At 71.2% G+C, this 17419-nt stretch carries 20 protein-coding genes; 9 read left to right on the forward strand and 11 right to left on the reverse strand.

Annotation, left to right across the window (positions count from 1 at the left end):
• Positions 1-165: 165 nt before the first annotated feature.
• A complete protein-coding gene (locus BT341_RS36885) occupies positions 166-597 on the forward strand; it encodes a hypothetical protein (RefSeq protein WP_072480628.1) in 432 nt (143 codons plus the stop codon).
• Here the strand turns inward: BT341_RS36885 and BT341_RS36890 are convergent.
• The 4 genes from BT341_RS36890 to BT341_RS45740 all read right to left on the reverse strand — a co-directional run bounded on the left by BT341_RS36890 (position 594) and on the right by BT341_RS45740 (position 3201).
• Positions 594-1067 (reverse strand): Rv2732c family membrane protein, encoded by a 474-nt coding sequence (locus BT341_RS36890; protein ID WP_072480629.1) that lies wholly within the window; start codon positions 1065-1067, stop codon positions 594-596. The genes BT341_RS36885 and BT341_RS36890 overlap by 4 nt on opposite strands.
• Positions 1064-2557, reverse strand: coding sequence for a tRNA (N6-isopentenyl adenosine(37)-C2)-methylthiotransferase MiaB (gene miaB / locus BT341_RS36895; protein ID WP_072480630.1), 1494 nt, complete (start codon positions 2555-2557; stop codon positions 1064-1066). Before miaB ends, BT341_RS36890 begins: the two co-directional genes overlap by 4 nt.
• 70 nt (positions 2558-2627) lie before the next feature.
• Entirely contained in the window at positions 2628-2936 is a 309-nt protein-coding gene (locus tag BT341_RS36900) for a hypothetical protein (RefSeq protein WP_143168766.1), read from the reverse strand.
• A gap of 94 nt (positions 2937-3030) precedes the next feature.
• A complete protein-coding gene (locus BT341_RS45740; RefSeq protein ID WP_177328982.1) occupies positions 3031-3201 on the reverse strand; it encodes a hypothetical protein in 171 nt (56 codons plus the stop codon).
• A 317-nt stretch (positions 3202-3518) separates the two neighbouring features.
• Here BT341_RS45740 and BT341_RS45745 point away from each other — a divergent pair, with 317 nt between their 5' ends.
• The gene (locus BT341_RS45745; protein ID WP_177328983.1) at positions 3519-3734 is read left to right on the forward strand and encodes a hypothetical protein; all 216 of its coding nucleotides are present in this window, start codon (positions 3519-3521) and stop codon (positions 3732-3734) included.
• Between the two features lie 62 nt (positions 3735-3796).
• On the opposite strand, the gene BT341_RS48020 is transcribed toward BT341_RS45745, so the two are convergent.
• On the reverse strand, positions 3797-5158 hold the full coding sequence (locus BT341_RS48020; RefSeq protein WP_072480633.1) for a beta-1,3-glucanase family protein: 1362 nt from the start codon (positions 5156-5158) through the stop codon (positions 3797-3799).
• Positions 5159-5569: 411 nt separating this feature from the next.
• Here BT341_RS48020 and BT341_RS36915 point away from each other — a divergent pair, with 411 nt between their 5' ends.
• Both BT341_RS36915 and BT341_RS36920 read left to right on the forward strand, forming a co-directional pair.
• A complete protein-coding gene (locus BT341_RS36915; protein ID WP_072480634.1) occupies positions 5570-6235 on the forward strand; it encodes a DUF4097 family beta strand repeat-containing protein in 666 nt (221 codons plus the stop codon).
• 47 nt (positions 6236-6282) lie between these two features.
• The gene (locus tag BT341_RS36920) at positions 6283-7209 is read left to right on the forward strand and encodes a TAXI family TRAP transporter solute-binding subunit (RefSeq protein WP_072480635.1); all 927 of its coding nucleotides are present in this window, start codon (positions 6283-6285) and stop codon (positions 7207-7209) included.
• On the opposite strand, the gene BT341_RS36925 is transcribed toward BT341_RS36920, so the two are convergent.
• Positions 7206-8603, reverse strand: a complete 1398-nt coding sequence (locus tag BT341_RS36925) for a sensor histidine kinase (protein ID WP_072480636.1) — start codon at positions 8601-8603, stop codon at positions 7206-7208. The genes BT341_RS36920 and BT341_RS36925 overlap by 4 nt on opposite strands.
• A gap of 5 nt (positions 8604-8608) precedes the next feature.
• Positions 8609-9283, reverse strand: coding sequence for a response regulator transcription factor (locus BT341_RS36930; protein ID WP_072480637.1), 675 nt, complete (start codon positions 9281-9283; stop codon positions 8609-8611).
• 275 nt (positions 9284-9558) lie between these two features.
• On the opposite strand from BT341_RS36930, the gene BT341_RS36935 reads away from it, so the two are divergent.
• The 4 genes from BT341_RS36935 (at position 9559) to BT341_RS36950 (ending at position 12877) form a co-directional block, all read left to right on the forward strand.
• On the forward strand, positions 9559-10287 hold the full coding sequence (locus tag BT341_RS36935; RefSeq protein WP_177329111.1) for an amino acid ABC transporter ATP-binding protein: 729 nt from the start codon (positions 9559-9561) through the stop codon (positions 10285-10287).
• A gap of 57 nt (positions 10288-10344) precedes the next feature.
• Complete coding sequence (locus BT341_RS36940; protein WP_072480639.1) at positions 10345-11271, forward strand: glutamate ABC transporter substrate-binding protein; 927 nt, start codon at positions 10345-10347, stop codon at positions 11269-11271.
• Positions 11272-11375: 104 nt separating this feature from the next.
• Positions 11376-12023 (forward strand): amino acid ABC transporter permease, encoded by a 648-nt coding sequence (locus BT341_RS36945; protein ID WP_072480640.1) that lies wholly within the window; start codon positions 11376-11378, stop codon positions 12021-12023.
• The gene (locus BT341_RS36950; protein ID WP_072480641.1) at positions 12020-12877 is read left to right on the forward strand and encodes an amino acid ABC transporter permease; all 858 of its coding nucleotides are present in this window, start codon (positions 12020-12022) and stop codon (positions 12875-12877) included. The genes BT341_RS36945 and BT341_RS36950 overlap by 4 nt, the downstream gene beginning before the upstream one ends.
• A 192-nt stretch (positions 12878-13069) precedes the next feature.
• On the opposite strand, the gene BT341_RS36955 is transcribed toward BT341_RS36950, so the two are convergent.
• Positions 13070-13735, reverse strand: a complete 666-nt coding sequence (locus BT341_RS36955; RefSeq protein WP_072480642.1) for a DUF1275 family protein — start codon at positions 13733-13735, stop codon at positions 13070-13072.
• Positions 13728-14675, reverse strand: a complete 948-nt coding sequence (locus tag BT341_RS36960; RefSeq protein WP_218177811.1) for a DUF4037 domain-containing protein — start codon at positions 14673-14675, stop codon at positions 13728-13730. The genes BT341_RS36955 and BT341_RS36960 overlap by 8 nt, the downstream gene beginning before the upstream one ends.
• A gap of 170 nt (positions 14676-14845) precedes the next feature.
• Here BT341_RS36960 and BT341_RS36965 point away from each other — a divergent pair, with 170 nt between their 5' ends.
• On the forward strand, positions 14846-15697 hold the full coding sequence (locus tag BT341_RS36965) for a helix-turn-helix domain-containing protein (protein WP_072480644.1): 852 nt from the start codon (positions 14846-14848) through the stop codon (positions 15695-15697).
• Between the two features lie 83 nt (positions 15698-15780).
• Here the strand turns inward: BT341_RS36965 and BT341_RS36970 are convergent, their stop codons facing one another.
• Positions 15781-16896, reverse strand: a complete 1116-nt coding sequence (locus tag BT341_RS36970; protein ID WP_072480645.1) for a metal-dependent hydrolase family protein — start codon at positions 16894-16896, stop codon at positions 15781-15783.
• The gene (locus BT341_RS36975; RefSeq protein ID WP_072480646.1) at positions 16893-17417 is read right to left on the reverse strand and encodes a GNAT family N-acetyltransferase; all 525 of its coding nucleotides are present in this window, start codon (positions 17415-17417) and stop codon (positions 16893-16895) included. The genes BT341_RS36970 and BT341_RS36975 overlap by 4 nt, the downstream gene beginning before the upstream one ends.
• Positions 17418-17419 lie beyond the last annotated feature (2 nt).

Here is a 17419-nt window from a genome sequence, read left to right on the forward strand (position 1 = left end):
CCGGCCTGTCCACAGCAGCGCCATCGTGATGTGGACAAGCCGGCGAGCCCCGCCCGCAACTTCTCCGCAAGCGGACGGTCGACACATCACCCGAAGCGGTCCCACCGGCTCCCCGGCCGGGGGGTTCCGGGCGCGGTCCGGCGCCCGCGGTGCTCCACTTCGATCATGAGCAAGACATCGAACCTCGTGTCCGCCCTGGTCGTCGCCTGCACCGTCGCGCTCGCCGCTCCCGCGGTGGCCGCCGCCCTGCCCGGGCCCGCTTCCGTCGCCGTTCAAGGGCCCAAGAAGCACAAGGCCAAGATCGAGGCCAAGGCCGACAAGACCCGCGTCAAGGTCGGCGAAGAGACGAAGATCAAGGGCTCGTTCGCCGACCTCGGTGGGCAGGAGAGCGTCGCCGGTGCGGAACCCGTCGTCGTCCAGCAGCTGCAGGGCGGCGTTTGGGTCGACCTCACCAGCGGCACCTGCCGCCCGAACGGGAACTTCGTGTTCAGCCTGACCTTCAGCGTCCGGGCCAGCCTGACGCTGCGGGTCTACCACCCGGAGACCGACCTCTACGTCAGCGCCGTCTCGAACCTGATCTCCGTCGTCGTGATCTAGGTCCGGGAGAACGCCGTCCGCATCCACTGCACCGCCAGGCAGATCGTCGCGATCCAGGCGATGATCAGGCCGATCCCGGGTCCGCCGCCGGCGGCTCCGCTCGCGTGCGACGACTGCTGCGACCAGATGGCCAGCAGCCCGTCCACCGACGCGAACCAGCCACCGGCGGCGCACACCCAGGCCAGCCACCACCGGCGCGTCACCAGCGCCACCGCCGAGGCCAGGATGCCGATCGCCGTCGACGTCGCCGCGAACAGCTGCGGGATGCCGCCGCCTTCGCCCGCCAGCACCCGCCAGCCCGCGTGGTCGCCCACCCACGGCAGGATCAGGCAGATCAGCAGCACGAACGTGCACACCGCGATGGTGAACCCGCGACGGCCCAGCTCCACCGTCCGGGACGCCTGCTGGCCCACTTCGTCGATCTCGGCGGCCAGCTCGGCCAGCTCGCCGTTGCCCTTGGACTCCGTCACAGCGCACACCCACTCACCGGCTCCGGCCGGGCCGCCGGGGCACCGAAGCCCGGCAGGCCCAGCGTGACGCCACTCGTCTTCGGCCGCAGCCCGGCCTCCGCGTTGTCCCCGGCCCGCGTCCGCCGGTGGGACAGCAGGTCGCCGTCGGCCACCAGGTGGTGCGGCGCGCCGTACGTCACGACCGTCTCGACGACGTCGCCGGGACGCACCCCGCGGTCCACCGCCGGGCCGGCCGGCGTGAAGTGCACCAGCCGCCCGTCGCGCGCGCGGCCGCTCATCCGGTGCGTCTCGGCGTCCTTGCGGCCCTCGCCCTCGGCGACGAGCAGCTCGACCTTCCGGCCGACGAGCTTCTTGTTCTCTTCCCACGAGATCGCGTTCTGCAGCTCGACCAGGCGGTCGTAGCGCTCCTGCACGACCTCCTTCGGCAGCTGGCCCGCCATCGTCGCGGCGGGCGTGCCCGGGCGCTTCGAGTACTGGAAGGTGAACGCGCTGGAGAACCTCGCCTCGGCGACGACGTCGAGCGTGGCCTGGAAGTCCTCCTCGGTTTCGCCGGGGAAGCCGACGATGATGTCGGTGGTGATGGCCGCGTCCGGCATCGCCGCGCGGACCTCGTCGAGGATCTTCAGGAAGCGCGCCGAGCGGTAGGACCGCTTCATCTCGCGCAGCACCCGGTCCGACCCGGACTGCAGCGGCATGTGCAGCTGGTGGCACACGTTCGGCGTCTCGGCCATCGCCTCGATGACGTCGGAGGTGAACGCCGCCGGGTGCGGGGAGGTGAAGCGCACGCGCTCCAGGCCGTCGATGCCGCCGGTCGCGCGCAGCAGCTTCCCGAAGGCGAGCCGGTCGCCGAACTCGACGCCGTAGGAGTTCACGTTCTGGCCGAGCAGCGTGACTTCGAGCACGCCCTCGGCGACGAGTGCCTCGACCTCGGCGAGGATCTCGCCGGGCCGCCGGTCGCGTTCCTTGCCGCGCAGCGACGGGACGATGCAGAAGGTGCAGGTGTTGTTGCAGCCGACCGAAACGGACACCCAGCTCGCATAGGACGATTCGCGGCGCGCGGGCAGCGTCGAGGGGAACGTCTCGAGCGATTCGAGGATCTCCACCTCGGCCTCGGCGTTGTGCCGGGCGCGCTCCAGCAGCGTGGGCAGCGACCCGATGTTGTGCGTGCCGAACACGACGTCCACCCAGGGCGCCCGCTTGACGATCTCCCCGCGGTCCTTCTGCGCCAGGCACCCGCCGACGGCGATCTGCAGATCGGGGTTCGCGACCTTGTCAGGACGCAGGTGCCCGAGGGTGCCGTAGAGCTTGTTGTCGGCGTTCTCGCGGACGGCGCAGGTGTTGAACACGATGAGGTCGGGCTTGGCCCCGGCCGCGGCGGGGGCGTACCCGGCGTCTTCGAGCTGCCCGGCGAGGCGCTCGGAGTCGTGCACGTTCATCTGGCAGCCGAAGGTCCGGATGACGTACGTCCTGGGCTGCTGGTTCTCGGTCATCGCCCTTCAGGGTAACCCTCGCCCCCGTGGGCAAGGCCGCCTGCCTGCTCGTTCGCGCCCGCCACGCGTCTCACGGCAGTTCGAACGCGACCACACGCTCCCAGCTGCCGCCCAAGCCGCCGAGCGGTCCCGCGGAAGCACCCTTGACGAGCCGGACTTCGGAACGCTTCGCCGTCGCGACCGAAGCCGAAAACACGACGGGGAAGAACTCCGATGTGACGCCGTTCGGCCCCCCGGCCGTGAACGGGGCGAACCCGCTGAAGGCTTCCGCCTCGATCCCCTGCAGCCAGTCGACGTCGGCGCAGACGCAGATCCACCCGTCAGCCACCTCGACCCGCACATCTCCGGCCCCCGCGAGAATCGCCTCGAGGACGATCATCGACGCCACCTCCTGCGGGCTGTAGCGGCCGCCTCGGAAGAAACGCCCCTGTTCCCGCCGCGCGTAGTCGAACGGGTCGCCGGTTTCGATGTCCTCAGGGCGAAACAACGATCTGGCCTTCCGAGCGCAGTTTGTTGAACAGGTCGAACGCCGACGCGGGGATGTGGAACGCCTGACCTTCGAAAGCCGGTGCCTCCGGACCGCCGGGGATCACCCTCGTCACCGCCCCGGCGGCGCGCAGCTGATCCATCGCACCGTCCGACATAGACACCTTGATCAACCCGTAAGACCCTCCGTTCCTGGCCGCGAAGTGCCAGGCGTCGCCCTCGTGGGTCGCGAGGAAGAAGCCGCCAGGCCCGTCGGTGTAGTTCGCCGCCGCCCGGTTCGCGTCGAGCCCGTTTGTTCAAGATGTCGACGAGTGAGGACACTTGCGAACCGCGATAGTACGTCTCGGGGCCGCATCCCTCGGTGTTGTGCACCAGCACCGGCGTGTTCCCGGCCAGGACGTAGTGCGTGTGAACCGTGTCGACGCTGAGGTTGAAGGTGCGGACGTGGTCGGGGTAGCGGCGGTCGGCGACGACGGTGACGTGGCCGTCGCCGGGTGTGTCGAGCCGGTCGCCGGACTTCAGTTCCGCCGCGTCGGCCCACGCGTGGGTGGTGGCGTTCGCCGACGCCGTGCTGCGGCTGCTGCACCCCGCCCCCGCGCTGCGGCCGACGATGGACGCGGCCGCAGCGCTGCTGGAGTCCGTGCTGCCCCGGCGTCCCGTGCCGCGGCCGGGTGACCACCGCTGCGTGTAGCCGTTCCGATCCTGAACGCCTACGGCGGTCATCCGCGACCTGGCCTGCCACGCCTGAAGCTTTCACCAGCCGACCGCGACCACCAGCCACTGCGGGTCGCCGTGGGAGACGAACGAGGACTGGCCAGCCACGTCGTCGTACGGGAACCCGTACGCGAGGTGGTTGATCCCGTGGTCGTGCCAGAACTTCGCGTAGTAGTTCGCCGGTGCCGCCCGGTAGTACTGGGCCGGGTCCGGCCACTGGGACCGCGGGAGCTGGGCCGTGTGGCGGTTGAGCGCCGCGCACATGTCCGGGTTGCCCGCCAGTGAGCCCGCGCAGCCGGTGATGTTCGACGTCGGTTCGTCGACGCCCACCGACTGCGCGTAGGCGGTGAAGTAGTTCGCGTACTTCCCGCCCGCGCGGAAGTCCGGCGCGCTGCCCGGGGCCGGGATCCGGTACGGCGCGTTCACCGTCGCCAGCCCCCGGAACTCGGCGGGCACCTCGGCCTGGAACTTGGCGAACGTGGCCGACCGGTCCTCCTGGAACGTCGGGTAGTCGTCGCCCACCTGGACGTCGTAGCCGTCGTGGGCGTGCAGGCGCATGGCCAGCTTCAGCGCGAACGCGTCCACCCGGGTCGTGTTGCCGTTGAACACGTCCGGCCCGACGGTGAACTCGATGAAGTCGGTGTACTGGCCGGCCGGGCTGCCGAGCGTGAAGTACATGCGCCCGGCCGAGTTGGCCGGCATGTCGAGGTACGGCTGCTCGGCGATCGAATGCGTCTGGCCGCCGAAGGTCCAGTACACCTGGCTGTCCGGGTACTTGCCGTTGGTGCGGTTGAGCACCTTCACGGTGAGCACGTCGCGGGCCGCCGGGATGCTGCCGGTGTCGCCCCAGAACGAGTCCGGCGGGACGCCCGCGCCCGGCGGCGTGGTCCCGCCGCCGGTGCCGAACACCTGGAACTCCCACAGCGAGACGCCGTAGGGCGTGGCCCGCGCGGTCGTCAGGAGCCGCACGTACCGTCCGGATCCCGTGACGTTCACCGTCTGGACTCCACCGGTGCCGGAGGTCGTCTGGTACACAGTGGACCAGCCGGAAGCGTTGTCGGACACCTGGATCTGGTACGCGGTCGCGTAGGCCGCCTCCCAGCGCAGCACGACCTGGCTGACCGTCGCCGCGCCGCCGAGGTCGACCTGGATCCACTGTGGATCGCTGAACTGCGACGACCAGCGGGTGCCGGTGTTGCCGTCTACCGCGGCACTCGCCGGCGTCCCGGCGTTCTCCACCGAGGACGCGGTGGCGGATTTCCCTTGCGAAATAAGGGAATCCGCCGCGCTCGCCGCGGGGACGGCGAGGCCGAGCACGGCGACGGCCAGCGCCGCCGCCAGCGTCGCCAAGCGGGTTCCGGGTCCGCGGCGGGCGCGCCGCGGCAAGGCGTTCGTGGGCATGGTTCCTCCCTGGCCGGGAATGTGGGGCGGACCCGCCGCCGGTCAGGGGACGGCGTCGTCCGGCTCGTCCCCTTCAGCGCCGGGCGGATGCCTCGAAGGGCCGGCCTGGGACGATCGGTAACGAGGTTCATACCACCGGCCCCGACCTGTCAACCCTTGACAGTCCCCCGCCGCGGGGCGATCCTCGGAACCGGTTTCACCTCGACCCTCTGCGTGGCGCCGCCACCCGCTCGGAGGCCGGCTCACCGGGAGTCAGCCATGTTCAGCGGTGCCCTTCGCCTCCTCCGGCACGTGTCCCGCCTGCCGCCGTCCCGTGTCAGCCGCCGTGTCAGCGCGGTGACCGCCGCGTGTCAACCCGCCCGGCGATCGTGGTTCCCGGCAAGAGAAACCACGACGAACACGGAGACCACGATGCCGACCTTCGCCACCACCGCCCCGATCACCGCCGTCCTGACCCTGCCCGCCGGCCGCGTCCGGCTCGTCGCCGGTGCCCGCACGGACACCACCGTCGAGGTCAAGCCGGCCGACCCGGCCAGGACCCGGGACGTCAAGGCCGCCGAGCAGACCACCGTCACCTGCGCCGACGGGGTCCTGCGGGTCGAGGCGCCGCAGCCCGGGAACCGCTCCTTCGGCGCGACCGGCGCCCTGGAGCTGACCGTCCACCTGCCCGAGGGCTCCAGCGTCGACGTGAAAACCGCCGCCGCGGAGCTCGACACCGTGGGCCGGCTCGGTGACGTCGCCTTCGACGGCGCGTACCGCCGGATCAAGCTCGACGAGGCCGCGAGCGTCCACCTCACCGCGACCGACGGCGACGTCGAGGTCGGCCGCCTGGCCGGCCCCGCCCGGATCAGCACCGCCCGCGGCGGCATCCACGTCGGCGAAGCCACGACCGGCACGGTCGAGCTGACCACCCAGTCCGGTGGTATCAGCGTCGGCGCCGCGGCCGGCGTCTCGGCCACCCTGGACGCCGGCACGGCCTACGGCCGCGTCACCAACGCGCTGAAGAACGACGGCGCCGCCGGGCTCCGCATCCGCGCGACCACGTCCCACGGCGACATCGTCGCGCGCAGCCTCTGAAGCCGTTCCCCGCACCGCCGGGCCGCCGGATCTGGCACGATCGGGCCGTGACCAGGATCCGGCGGAACGGCGGGCTCGCGGTGGCGGCCGCCCTGCTCCTGGTGCTCGCCGCCTGCACCCCGGGTTTCGGCGACCTCCGGCTGCGGATCGCCGCGGGCAACCCCGGGGGCGTCTACGACAAGCTCGCCCAGACGCTCGCCACCGCGTGGGCCGCGGGCCTGGACATCGAGCGGCCGACGGTGCTGCAGACGCAGGGCTCGCCCGACAACGTCGACCGGGTCCTCGCCGGGGACGCCGACGTGGCGTTCGTCGCCGCGGACGTCGCCGCCGACCGGTACAAGGCCGATCCGCGGATGGCCGCCCTCGCCCGCATCCACGACGACTACCTGCACATCGTCGTGCGCACCGACTCCGACATCCGCAGCGTCGAGCAGCTGAAGGGCCGCCGGATCGCGATCGGCTCGCCGTCCTCGGGCGTGGAGTACATCGCGAGCAGGCTGCTCGACGCGACCGGGCTCACCGGCTCGGTCAGCACCAGCACGCGCGGGCTCGACGACTCGGTCAAGGCCCTGCTCAACGGCGGCATCGACGCGTTCTTCTGGTCCGGGGGCCTGCCCACGCCGGTCCTGGCCCAGTACAACGACAAGCAGTCGCTGCGCCTGCTCGACATCGCCGACGTGATGCCGAAGATGCAGGAGCTCAACCAGGTCTACGGCACCGCCTCCATCCCGGCCAGCACCTACGACCAGGCCGGCCCGGTGACCACGCTGCTCGTGCCGAACTTCCTGGTGGTCTCGAAGTCGATGCGCGACGACGTCGCCGAGGCGCTGGTCCGTGGCCTGTTCGACGCCCGCCAGCAGCTCGCGCTGGCCAACCCGGCGGCGCTGTCGATCGACGTCCACCCGGGCATCGAGACGCAGCCGATCCCGCTGCACCCGGGCGCCCTGCGCTACTACCGGGCGAAGAAGACCTAGGCGGCCGGGAACGTCATCGTCACCCGCAGGCCGCCGCCCTCGGGCAGGTCCAGCTCCAGTTCCCCGTCGGAGTGCGCGGTCAGCTCGCTGACGATCGCCAGGCCCAGCCCGGAGCCCGGCACGTTCTGGTGCGCCGGGCTGCGCCAGAACCGGTCCAGCGCGCGGTCGAGCTCCTCGGGCGGCAGGCCCGGCCCGTGGTCGCGCACCGACAGGCGCACCCGGTCGCCGTCGTGCTCGACGGCGATCCGGATGTCGGTGCCCGCGGCGGTGAACTTGAGCGCGTTGTCCAGCAGCGCGTCGAGGATCGTCTCGGCACCGCGCGGCGGCATGCGCACCCGGACGCCGTCGCCCGCCGCGTCCACGACCAGCCGGACGTCACGGGCCTCCCCGACCACCGACCAGTCGGCGACGCGCTCGGCGACGACCTCGTCGAGCACCACCGGGTCCAGTTCGCCGCCGGACGCCTCGGCGCGGGCCATCGACAGCAGGCCGTCGAGGATCTGGTGCAGCCGCCCGGCGTCGACCCGCGCGGCCTCGAGGTCGGCGGCGGCCACGTCGTCGGCGACGTGCCCTTCGAGGTTGCCCAGGCGGATCTTCAGCGCGGTCAGCGGGTTGCGCAGCTGGTGGGAGGCGTCGGCGACGAACGCGCGTTGCGCCGCCAGCGCGCCGGACACGCTTTCGGCCATCCGGTCGAAGGAGCGGCCGAGCTGCCGCAGCTCCGGCGGGCCGCCGCTCTCCCCCACCGGCTCGGCTTCGCGCCCGCTGACCACCGACGCCACCAGGGCGCCGGTCGCGTCGTCGAGCCGCTTCACCGGCTTGAGGATCCACCGGACCACCGGGATCGCCACGGCCAGCGCCAGCACGAACGCGAGGATCCCGCCCGCGGCCAGCAGCAGCCACCACCACAGCACGTCGGCGCGCTCGGCGCCGGTGTCGGACACCGTGAGCACCGCTCCGCGCACCTCGCCGTCGGCCAGCACCGGCTCGGCGAGCACCAGCGGCGTGGAGTCCCACGGCATCAGCAGGCCCGCGGGCTGCGACCGGCGGCCGGCCAGCGCCTCGTGGACGGGGTCGCTGATCCGCTCGGACTTCAGGTCGATCCGCGCCGCGGCCGGGCCGAGCGAGGTGACGACCGGCCTGCCGTCCTGGTCGACGACGACCACCTGGACGCCGTACACCTCGGTGTAGCGGCGCACGTCGGGTTCGAGCAGCCACGGCTTGTTGTCCAGCAGCGGCCGCTGCGCCAGCGACGCGAACCGGGCGGTGTCGGTGAGCCGGTCGAGGAACAGGTCCTGCTGCGCGCCGGCGGCGATGGTGGTGGCCAGCGGGATGCCGAGGCCGAACACCAGCAGCGCGACCAGGGTCAGCACGATGCCCTGCAGCCGGACGCGCACGCCCCTCAGCTCCGGGCGACCTGGCCGCCGAGCCGGTACCCGACCCCGCGGACGGTCTCGATCAGCGACGGGCGGCCCAGCTTCGTCCGCAGGGTCGCGACGTGGACGTCGAGCGAACGGCTTTCGGCGGCGCCCCGGTGCCCCCACACCTCGGTGAGCACGTGGTCGCGCGAGCACACCGCGCCGCGCGCGCCCGCCACCAGCGCGAGCACCTGGAACTCCTTGCGGGACAACGCGATCGCGCGGCCGTCGACGAGCACTTCGTGCCGGGACAGGTCGACGCTGACGTCCCCCACCCGGATGACCACCGGTTCGGTGGTCGTGTGTTCGCCGCGGCGGCGGCGCACCGCCTCGACCCGGGCGAGCAGCTCCTCGACGTCGTAGGGCTTGACCAGGTAGTCGTCGGCGCCCGCGCGCAGGCCCGCGATCCGGTCGTCGACCTCGCCGCGGGCGGAGACGACGATGATCGCGACGTCACTGACCGCCCGGATCTGGCGACACAGCGTCACCCCGTCGATGTCCGGCAGGCCGAGGTCGAGCAGGATGACGTCGACCTCGTGGACGCGCTCGAGCACGCCCGCGCCGGTGGCCAGCCGGGCGATCGTCAGCCCGCGGCGGACCAGCGCCGGGATCAGCGCGCCCGCGACCCGGTCGTCGTCCTCCACCAGCAGCACCCGCACCGCGTCCGCCTCCCATGGTGACCCGCTCACCGGCCGGTAGCGCCGAACTCTAGGACGTCCCGGCGCGCCACGCACGAGCCGCCCGGACGGTGACCGTGGGTTACGCTGACGCCGATACTCCCAAACTGGACATCGATACGCAGTTGAAACCCTAAGTATTGCTCAAGCCGCCTTGCCAGCCGGTGGAGCAACGGTAGGTTCTCGCCATCGCGTGGTGACCCACGCCGCATCCGAACGACCCTGGAGGCCAGATGACCGCGGAGGTGGCGGCGCCGATGATCAAGGCGTCCGCCGTGAACAAGTACTTCGGCGACCTGCACGTGCTCAGGGACATCACGCTCGAGGTGCCGCGCGGCCAGGTCGTGGTGGTGCTGGGCCCGTCGGGGTCGGGCAAGTCGACCCTCTGCCGGGCGATCAACCGGCTCGAGCCGATCAACTCGGGCGAGATCGCCGTCGACGGCGTCCCGCTGCCCGCCGAGGGCAAGGCGCTGGCCGCCCTGCGCGCCGACGTCGGCATGGTGTTCCAGTCGTTCAACCTCTTCGCGCACAAGACGATCGTCGAGAACGTCATGCTCGCGCCGGTGAAGGTCCGCAAGACCCCGCAGGCCGAGGCCCGCAAGACGGCCATGGAGCTGCTGGAGCGCGTCGGCATCGCCAACCAGGCGGACAAGTACCCCGCGCAGCTTTCGGGCGGCCAGCAGCAGCGCGTGGCGATCGCGCGGGCGCTGGCGATGCGGCCGAAGGTCATGCTCTTCGACGAGCCGACCTCGGCGCTGGACCCGGAGATGGTCCAGGAGGTCCTCGACGTCATGACCGGCCTGGCCAAGGAGGGCATGACGATGCTCGTCGTCACCCATGAGATGGGCTTCGCCCGCCGGGCAGCCGATCGGGTGATCTTCATGGCCGACGGCGAAATCGTCGAGGACACGACGCCGGAAGAGTTCTTCACCGCGCCCAAGAGCGAGCGCGCGAAGGACTTCCTCGGCAAGATCCTGACCCACTGACAGAACGTTCCGCGGCGCCACCGGCGTCGCGGGTGACGACACACAGGAGAGATTCACATGAGGATCCGCACCCTCGCGGTGGGACTGCTCGTCGGTGGTCTGACGCTGACCACGCTGACCGCCTGCGGCAAGGAGGGCACCCCGACCTCCCCGGGCTCGGGTGAGCAGAGTGGCACGAACTCGGCCGCGCTGCCGACCTACCCGGTCGCGCAGGGCGTCGACCTGCCGGGTTCGCCGGTGTTCGCCAAGATGAAGGCGGCGGGCGCGCTGACCGTCGGCGCGAAGGACGACCAGCCCGGCCTCGGCCAGAAGGACCCGACGACCGGCAAGTTCGGCGGCTTCGACATCGAGATCGCGAAGCTCGTCTCGGCCGGCCTCGGCTTCGACCCGGAGAAGATCACCTTCCGCACGGTCGACTCCGGCGCCCGCGAGCAGACGATCGCGAACGGCGACGTGAACTACTACGTCGGCACGTACTCGATCACCGACAAGCGCAAGGCGCTGGTCTCCTTCGCCGGCCCGTACTTCATCGCCGGCCAGGACCTGCTGGTGCGCAAGGACGACAACTCGATCACCGGCAAGGACACCCTCAAGGGCAAGAAGGTCTGTTCGGTCACCGGCTCGACCCCGATCCAGAAGGTTCGCCAGGAGAACCTCACCGAGCCGGGCAACATCGTCGAGTTCCAGAAGTACTCGCAGTGCGTCGAGAAGCTGCTGTCGAAGGACGTCGACGCGGTCACGACCGACGACGCGATCCTCAAGGGCTACGCGGCCCAGGACCCGGACAACCTGAAGGTCGTCGGCAAGCCGTTCTCCACGGAGAAGTACGGCATCGGCCTGAACAAGGACGACAAGGTCCTGCGCGACAAGGTCAACGAGATCCTGCAGAAGGCGCTGGACGACGGCACCTGGGACAAGATCTACGCCGCGACGCTCGGCAAGTCCGGTTCGCCGGCCAAGAAGCCGACCCTCGAGAAGTACTGACGTGACGGCTGAGGCCGGTGGATCGGGTGCCCCGGTCCACCGGCCTCGCCACATCCACCACCCATCGGCCATCGCTTGAAAGAAACGGACGCGGGGAAGGCTCCATGGACGTCCTGCTCAACAACCTGGACCTGTTCGGTCCGTTCTTCCTCCGCACGATCGAACTGTTCGTGCTCTCCGCCGTCGGCAGCCTGATCTGGGGCACGATCCTGGCCATGCTGCGGGTGAGCCCGGTCCCCGTCTTCCGCGCCGTCGGCACGGCGTACGTGACGATCGCCCGGAACACCCCGCTGACTCTGGTGTTCGCGTTCTTCGTGTTCGCCTACCCGCTGCTCGACATCGTCAAGCTCGACTACTTCCCGGCGGCCTTGACCGCCCTGATCGTGTACACCTCGGCGTTCATCTGCGAGGTCGTGCGCTCGGGCATCAACACCGTGCCGGTCGGCCAGGCCGAGGCGGCCAGGGCGCTGGGGCTGACCTTCGGCCAGATCCTCGGCCAGGTGGTGCTGCCGCAGGCGCTGCGCTCGGTCGTCCCGCCGCTGATCAGCACGCTGATCGCGCTGCTGAAGAACACCACCATCGCCGCCGGTTTCTCCGTCGCCGAAGCCGGCGCCATCCGCTCGTACCTGTCCGAACGCGGTGAGAACCAGCTGATCGGCCTGCTGTGGGTCGCGCTCGGCTTCATCATCCTGGTCGCCGTGCTGTCGTTCGTCCAACGCAGCCTGGAGAAGCGCTGGAGCGTGGCCCGATGAGCAACGTCCTGTTCGACGTCCCGGGCCCGAAGGCCCGGCTGCGGTACCGCACGTACGCGGTGATCGGCACGGTCGTGGTCCTGGCGTTCATCGCCTACATCGGGTGGCGGTTCTACGACAGCGGGCAGTTCACCGCCCGGAAGTGGGAGTGGCTGCAGTACGCGCAGGTGCAGCGCGACCTGCTCAACGCGGTCCTGTCGACCCTGCAGGCGTTCGCCGTCGCCGCGGTGCTCGCACTGGTCTTCGGCGCGATCTTCGCGGCCGGCCGGTTGTCCGACCACGCCTGGATCCGCGGCATCGCCGGGTTCGTGGTCGAGTTCTTCCGCGCCATCCCGGCCCTGATCCTGATGTTCCTGTTCTACTTCGGCCTGCCGACGGTCGGCGTCCCGATGACACCGTTCCTCGGCGTGGTGTTCGGCCTGACGCTGTACAACGGCTCGGTGCTGGCGGAGGTCTTCCGCGCGGGCATCCAGTCGCTGCCGAAGGGCCAGAGCGAAGCCGCGTATGCGCTGGGCATGCGCAAGACGCAGGTGATGTTCCTGGTGCTGCTGCCACAGGCGATCCGGGCGATGCTGCCGACGATCATCAGCCAGCTGGTGGTGCTGCTGAAGGACACGGCGCTGGGCTTCATCATCACGTTCCAGGAGCTGCTGTACTACGCGCGTTACATCGGCTCCCAGGGCGCGTTCGGCCGCCCGATCGTCCCGTCGACGATCGTGGCGACGGCGATCTACGTGGTGATGTGCCTGCTGCTGACGGCGCTGGCCACGTATTTGGAGCGACGCAACCGGCGCAACAAGAAGGTGGTGGCGGCCCGGCCGACCGCTGCGGACGACGTGCTGGCTGCTGCCTGAGTGGCTCCTTCGAGGCCCCCGGGATCCGTCCCGGGGGCCTTGTCGTGTCCCGGGTCTCGCCTGGCGGTGGCCATGTGCCTCTCCCCCAGCGCGCCATGGCGGCGAGCACGCCAGTCCCGCCGGTGCGGCAGCACGAATCCCGTCGGTCATCTGCCTCAGTCCATTATGGACACTCCAGCTCCAGCCCCGTCGTCACGCGGCCTTCCGCCCGGTCCGGATCAGCACCGCCAGCACCCCCAGCACCAGCACGAGAGCCACCGCCAGCGCGGCCCACATGGCGACGTGCAGCTGCAGCAAGCCGCCCACGAAAGCCCCGGCCAGCATCGCCGCCACCGCGGCGACCTTCCGCAGCGGGTGCGCCCCCGGCCCGCCGGCCGCCTTCGAGTCCGCCGCGAAGCCGGTCAGCGTCATCGTCAGCACCGTCGTCGTCAGGTCCGGCGCGCCGATCCGGCGGACCGCCGCGTTCTGCACGCCCATCGCCACGCCGAGGACCACGATCAGCAGTTCGCTGCCGACCCGCGTGCCGGCGCCGAGGGTCGCGGACAGCACGACGGCCGCCGCGACCAGGGCCGCCTGCACGGCCGCCGCCTGGCGGAGCGCCTCGTAGTCGTCGTCGCGGCGGGCCAGCCGCCCGCCGGTGAGCGCGCCGGCGAGGAACGCCAGCACCGCGGTCAGCGACGCGAGCACCGACAGCGTCGTCTCGCCCGCCGCGGCGAAACCCAGGAACACGACGTTGCCCGTCATGTTCGCCACGAACACCCGGCCCAGGCCGAGGAAGCTGACCGCGTCCACGACCCCGGTCACGACGGTCAGCGTCAGCAGCAGCGCGGCCAGGTCGCGCGGTTTCGGCTCAGCCATGCGCGCAGTCAACCACCGCCCGGGTCAGCGCGCGGTGCCCGAGTGCGTCGGTGCTGTCGACGAACTGGTCGATCGCCCCGATCGGGACGTCGAGCGGCGAACCCGCGAGCAGCGGCGCCACGAACCGGCCGGCGTTGACGACCCGGAACGGGCGGTCGTAGTACGGCCCGGTCCGCGGATCGACCGGTTCGGTGAGGCCTAGGGCGTTGTGCAGCTCCGCGGCGGTCTCGTAGGCCGTGGCTAGGTGCCGTTCACGCTCCCGCCAGGTCGTGGCGGCCAGCGCGCCGGTCAGCGACGGCGTCAGGTCCGCCGCCGCGGGCAGCTGCGCGAAGGCGCTGCCGAGCCACTTGCTGTACGGCGGATACCGGCGGGCCATGAGCAGGCACAGCCGCATGAGGTCGCGCACGAGCCGCGCGGCGACGACCGCCGACCCCAGCTCATCCCCCACTTCCCCGGACCGGCCGACGAACGCTTCTTCCTGGCTGATCCGCTGCCATTGGCAGGCGAGAACGTAGCGCCAGACGTCGTCCGGGTACCAGGCGACGGCGTCGCGGAGCGCGCCGAGGCCGAGGTCGTCGTGGAAGACGGCACCGCCGGTGAACTCGGCGAAGACCTGGGTGGGGGTGGCGAGCCAGTCGTGCAGCCGCGGCCGCCGCGGGTCGAAGCCCAGCACGTCGCGAGCCCAGTCGCCGAGCCGTGCGACGACGAGGTTCGTGGTGTGCCCGAGAAACGTGGCGGGCACGTCCGGCACCACGCGGAGGTCGGGCAGGAAGAGGAAGACGCGAGCCGTCCAGTTGTGGTCGGTGGAGCGCTCGGTGTCGAAGCCGAGCACCTCGGAACCAGTCCCGGCCAGCGCGGCGCTGTGCGGCCCACGGACCACGGGCGCAACGGCTTCGGCGTAGAACCGGCGGCTCAGCTCGATTCCGGAAACGAAGGTCATGTACGCCATTGTGGCTTCCTGACGCGCGTTGCGCGCTTCATTATGCGAAGCTGCTTCGCAGCGCTTCGCGAGCGGAACCCGTTGTCACACAGGCAGAACAACGACCTCCATGCGGTGAACCCGCGCGCGGCATGCCCTGTTTTGTCGGTGGTTGCCTTTAGCGTGCGGGCATGACCGAAAAGAGCACGGTACGCACGCGGGAGATGGGCGTCGAGCTGAAGTCCCAGCGCGAGGCGAAACAGATGTCCCTGCGCGAGGTGGCCCGGCGCGCGCACTGGTCGGCGTCGAAGGTGTCCGGGTGGGAGAACGGCCGCCGGATCTCGCCGATCGACGCCGCGATCTACCTGGCGCACTGCGGCACCGAGGCGGCGGAGCGCGCGCGGCTGCTGCAGCTGACCAGGCCGCCGAGTGAGCTGTACTGGGTGCGGCCGTACTTCGACAAGCTCGTCGACCCGATGAAGTCCCTGATCATCCAGGAAAACCTGGCGACCACGGTGATTTCCAACAGCCCCACCGCCCTGCCCGGCATGCTGCAGACCGAGGACTACCTGCGCGGCATCCACGAGCTGGCCGGGCGGTACACCACGGACCGGCTGAAGCTGCTGATCCAGGCGAGGATCGACCGGCAACGGCTGCTGGAGCGCCGAAACCCGCCCCACTGCATCTACTTCGTCTACGAGCACACGCTGAGATCGGTCCTGCGTGACCCGGCCCTGATGCACGAACAAGTGCAGTACCTGGTGCTGGCCACCAACCTCCCGCACTGCACGATCCGCGTCGTGCCCGCGTCGGCACCGCCGTACCACCTGGTCGGCAGCCGGTTCACGATCCTGGAGTTCGCCGAACACCCGCCGGTGGTCTACGAAGAAACCTTCGCCGCCGGGCTGTTCGTCGACGACCCGGTGGCGGTCGAAGCCTTCTACGTCCTGCGCACGCGGCTGGACCAGGCGGCTTTGCCCGAACAGGAGTCACGGGAGTTCCTGGTCCGCCTGGCCGAGGAGTTCGATCTCATGGCGAACTGACCGCACTGCCCCGTCCGCCCGCCGTGCCCCGGAACCCCGAGCCGGGCACCTCACCCGCCCCACACCATGCCTGTTGCCTTTCCTCACCTCGCTTCGCCGACCCGTACCCCGTCGTGCCAGACCGCCCGGACGCGGCCGGGCAGGTCTGACACGTCCACCTCCGGACCGTCGAGCCACACGAGATCGGCACGCAGCCCGGCTTCGACGCGGCCCCGGTCGTCGTCGAGGCGGAGCAGCCGTGCCGCTTCGGACGTAGCGGCCTTCAGGGCCGCCGCGTCACCGAGCACGGCGGCCAGCAACCGCAGCTCGGTCGTCAAGTCGGCATGGGGGCGCGGGGCGAGGTCCGAGCCCGCGGCGATCCGCACACCCGCTTCCGCCGCGAGGCGAAGGGACCGGCGGTGGGGGTCCGCGTACTCGCTGTCGCTCAGCGGCGAGAGCGTCGGCACGTACCAAGCGCCGGCCAGCGCCGAGACGGCGGCGTCGTCGAGAAACGTGCCGTGCTCGATGCTGCGCGCCCCGGCGCGGACCGCCGACACCACGGCCTCCGCCGTGTGCGCGTGCGCCAGGACGTCGCGACCGCAGCGACGGGCCTCGTCGACGAGCGCGGCGAGCTCGTCGTCGGTCGGGCGGACGTCCACGCCCGCACGGACCGCCCGCATCGACCCGCTCGCGCCGACCTTGATCCAGTCGGCGCCGGCGCGGACCATCCGGCGGACGGCCGCGCGGGCGCCGTCCGGCCCGTCGAACAGCGGATCCGGCATCGACGGGTCAGCGAAGCGGTCGACGGCACCCGCGCGCGGCTCCCAGGTGTCGCCGAGCCCGCCGGTCGGTCCCAGCTGGCGCAGGCTGACGAGCAGGTCCGGTCCGGTGAGCCAGCCTTCGCGCAGCGCGTGCTTGAACCCGGCATCGGCGCCCCAGGCGTCCCGGACGGTCGTGATCCCGCGGGCCAGCAACCCGCGTAGCACGGACACGGCCTCGAGAATTCGCGCGCTGCGGGGCAGCGGCTCGGGACGCGGGAACGCGACGTGCACGTGGCAGTCGATGAGTCCGGGGATCAGCAGCCCACCCGAGCAGTCGACCCGCTCGCCGTCGAGCCCGAGACCGACCTCCGCGATCCGGTCACCGCTCAGCCGGACGTCCGCGCGGACCGTCTCGCCGGTCTCCGGGTCGAACAGCCGCGCGCCGGCGAGCACGGTCATCCCAGGGCCTTGCGGTAGACGAGGAAGTCGCACGGCGTGGCCAGTGACGGCGCCAGGTGCGGGTAGTCCTCGGCGAGGTCGGCGCGGTGCGTCACGCGGTAGCCGAGCCGTTCGTACCACTCGGCGAGGAACTGCTTCGACGGATGCGTCCACTCACGCGGCACCAGCAGCTCCAGCTGCATCTCCCGGCAGCCCGCGTCCCGGCTCGTCCGCTCGGCGAACCGCACCAGCTCGCGGCCGATGCCGGCCCCGCGCCGGGCCGGGTCGGCCGCCAGCATGCCGAACTCACCCGTCTTCTCGTCGAGCCGCTGGATGCGCACCGATCCGGCGAGGTCGCCGGCCACCCGGGCGACGGCGATCTCGCCGGCTCGCACGAATCCGGCCACTTCGTCGGCCGACGTCCGGCCGGTGGTTCCCCGCCAAAGCCCCTTCTCGGACTCCGCGTAGACCTGGTTCACCAGCTCGGCGATCCGGGTGACCACGGCGACGTCGGCGGACGGCGGCAGCAGCTCGATCTCCATGA

Source organism: Amycolatopsis australiensis (genome assembly GCF_900119165.1).
Classification (GTDB): domain Bacteria; phylum Actinomycetota; class Actinomycetes; order Mycobacteriales; family Pseudonocardiaceae; genus Amycolatopsis; species Amycolatopsis australiensis.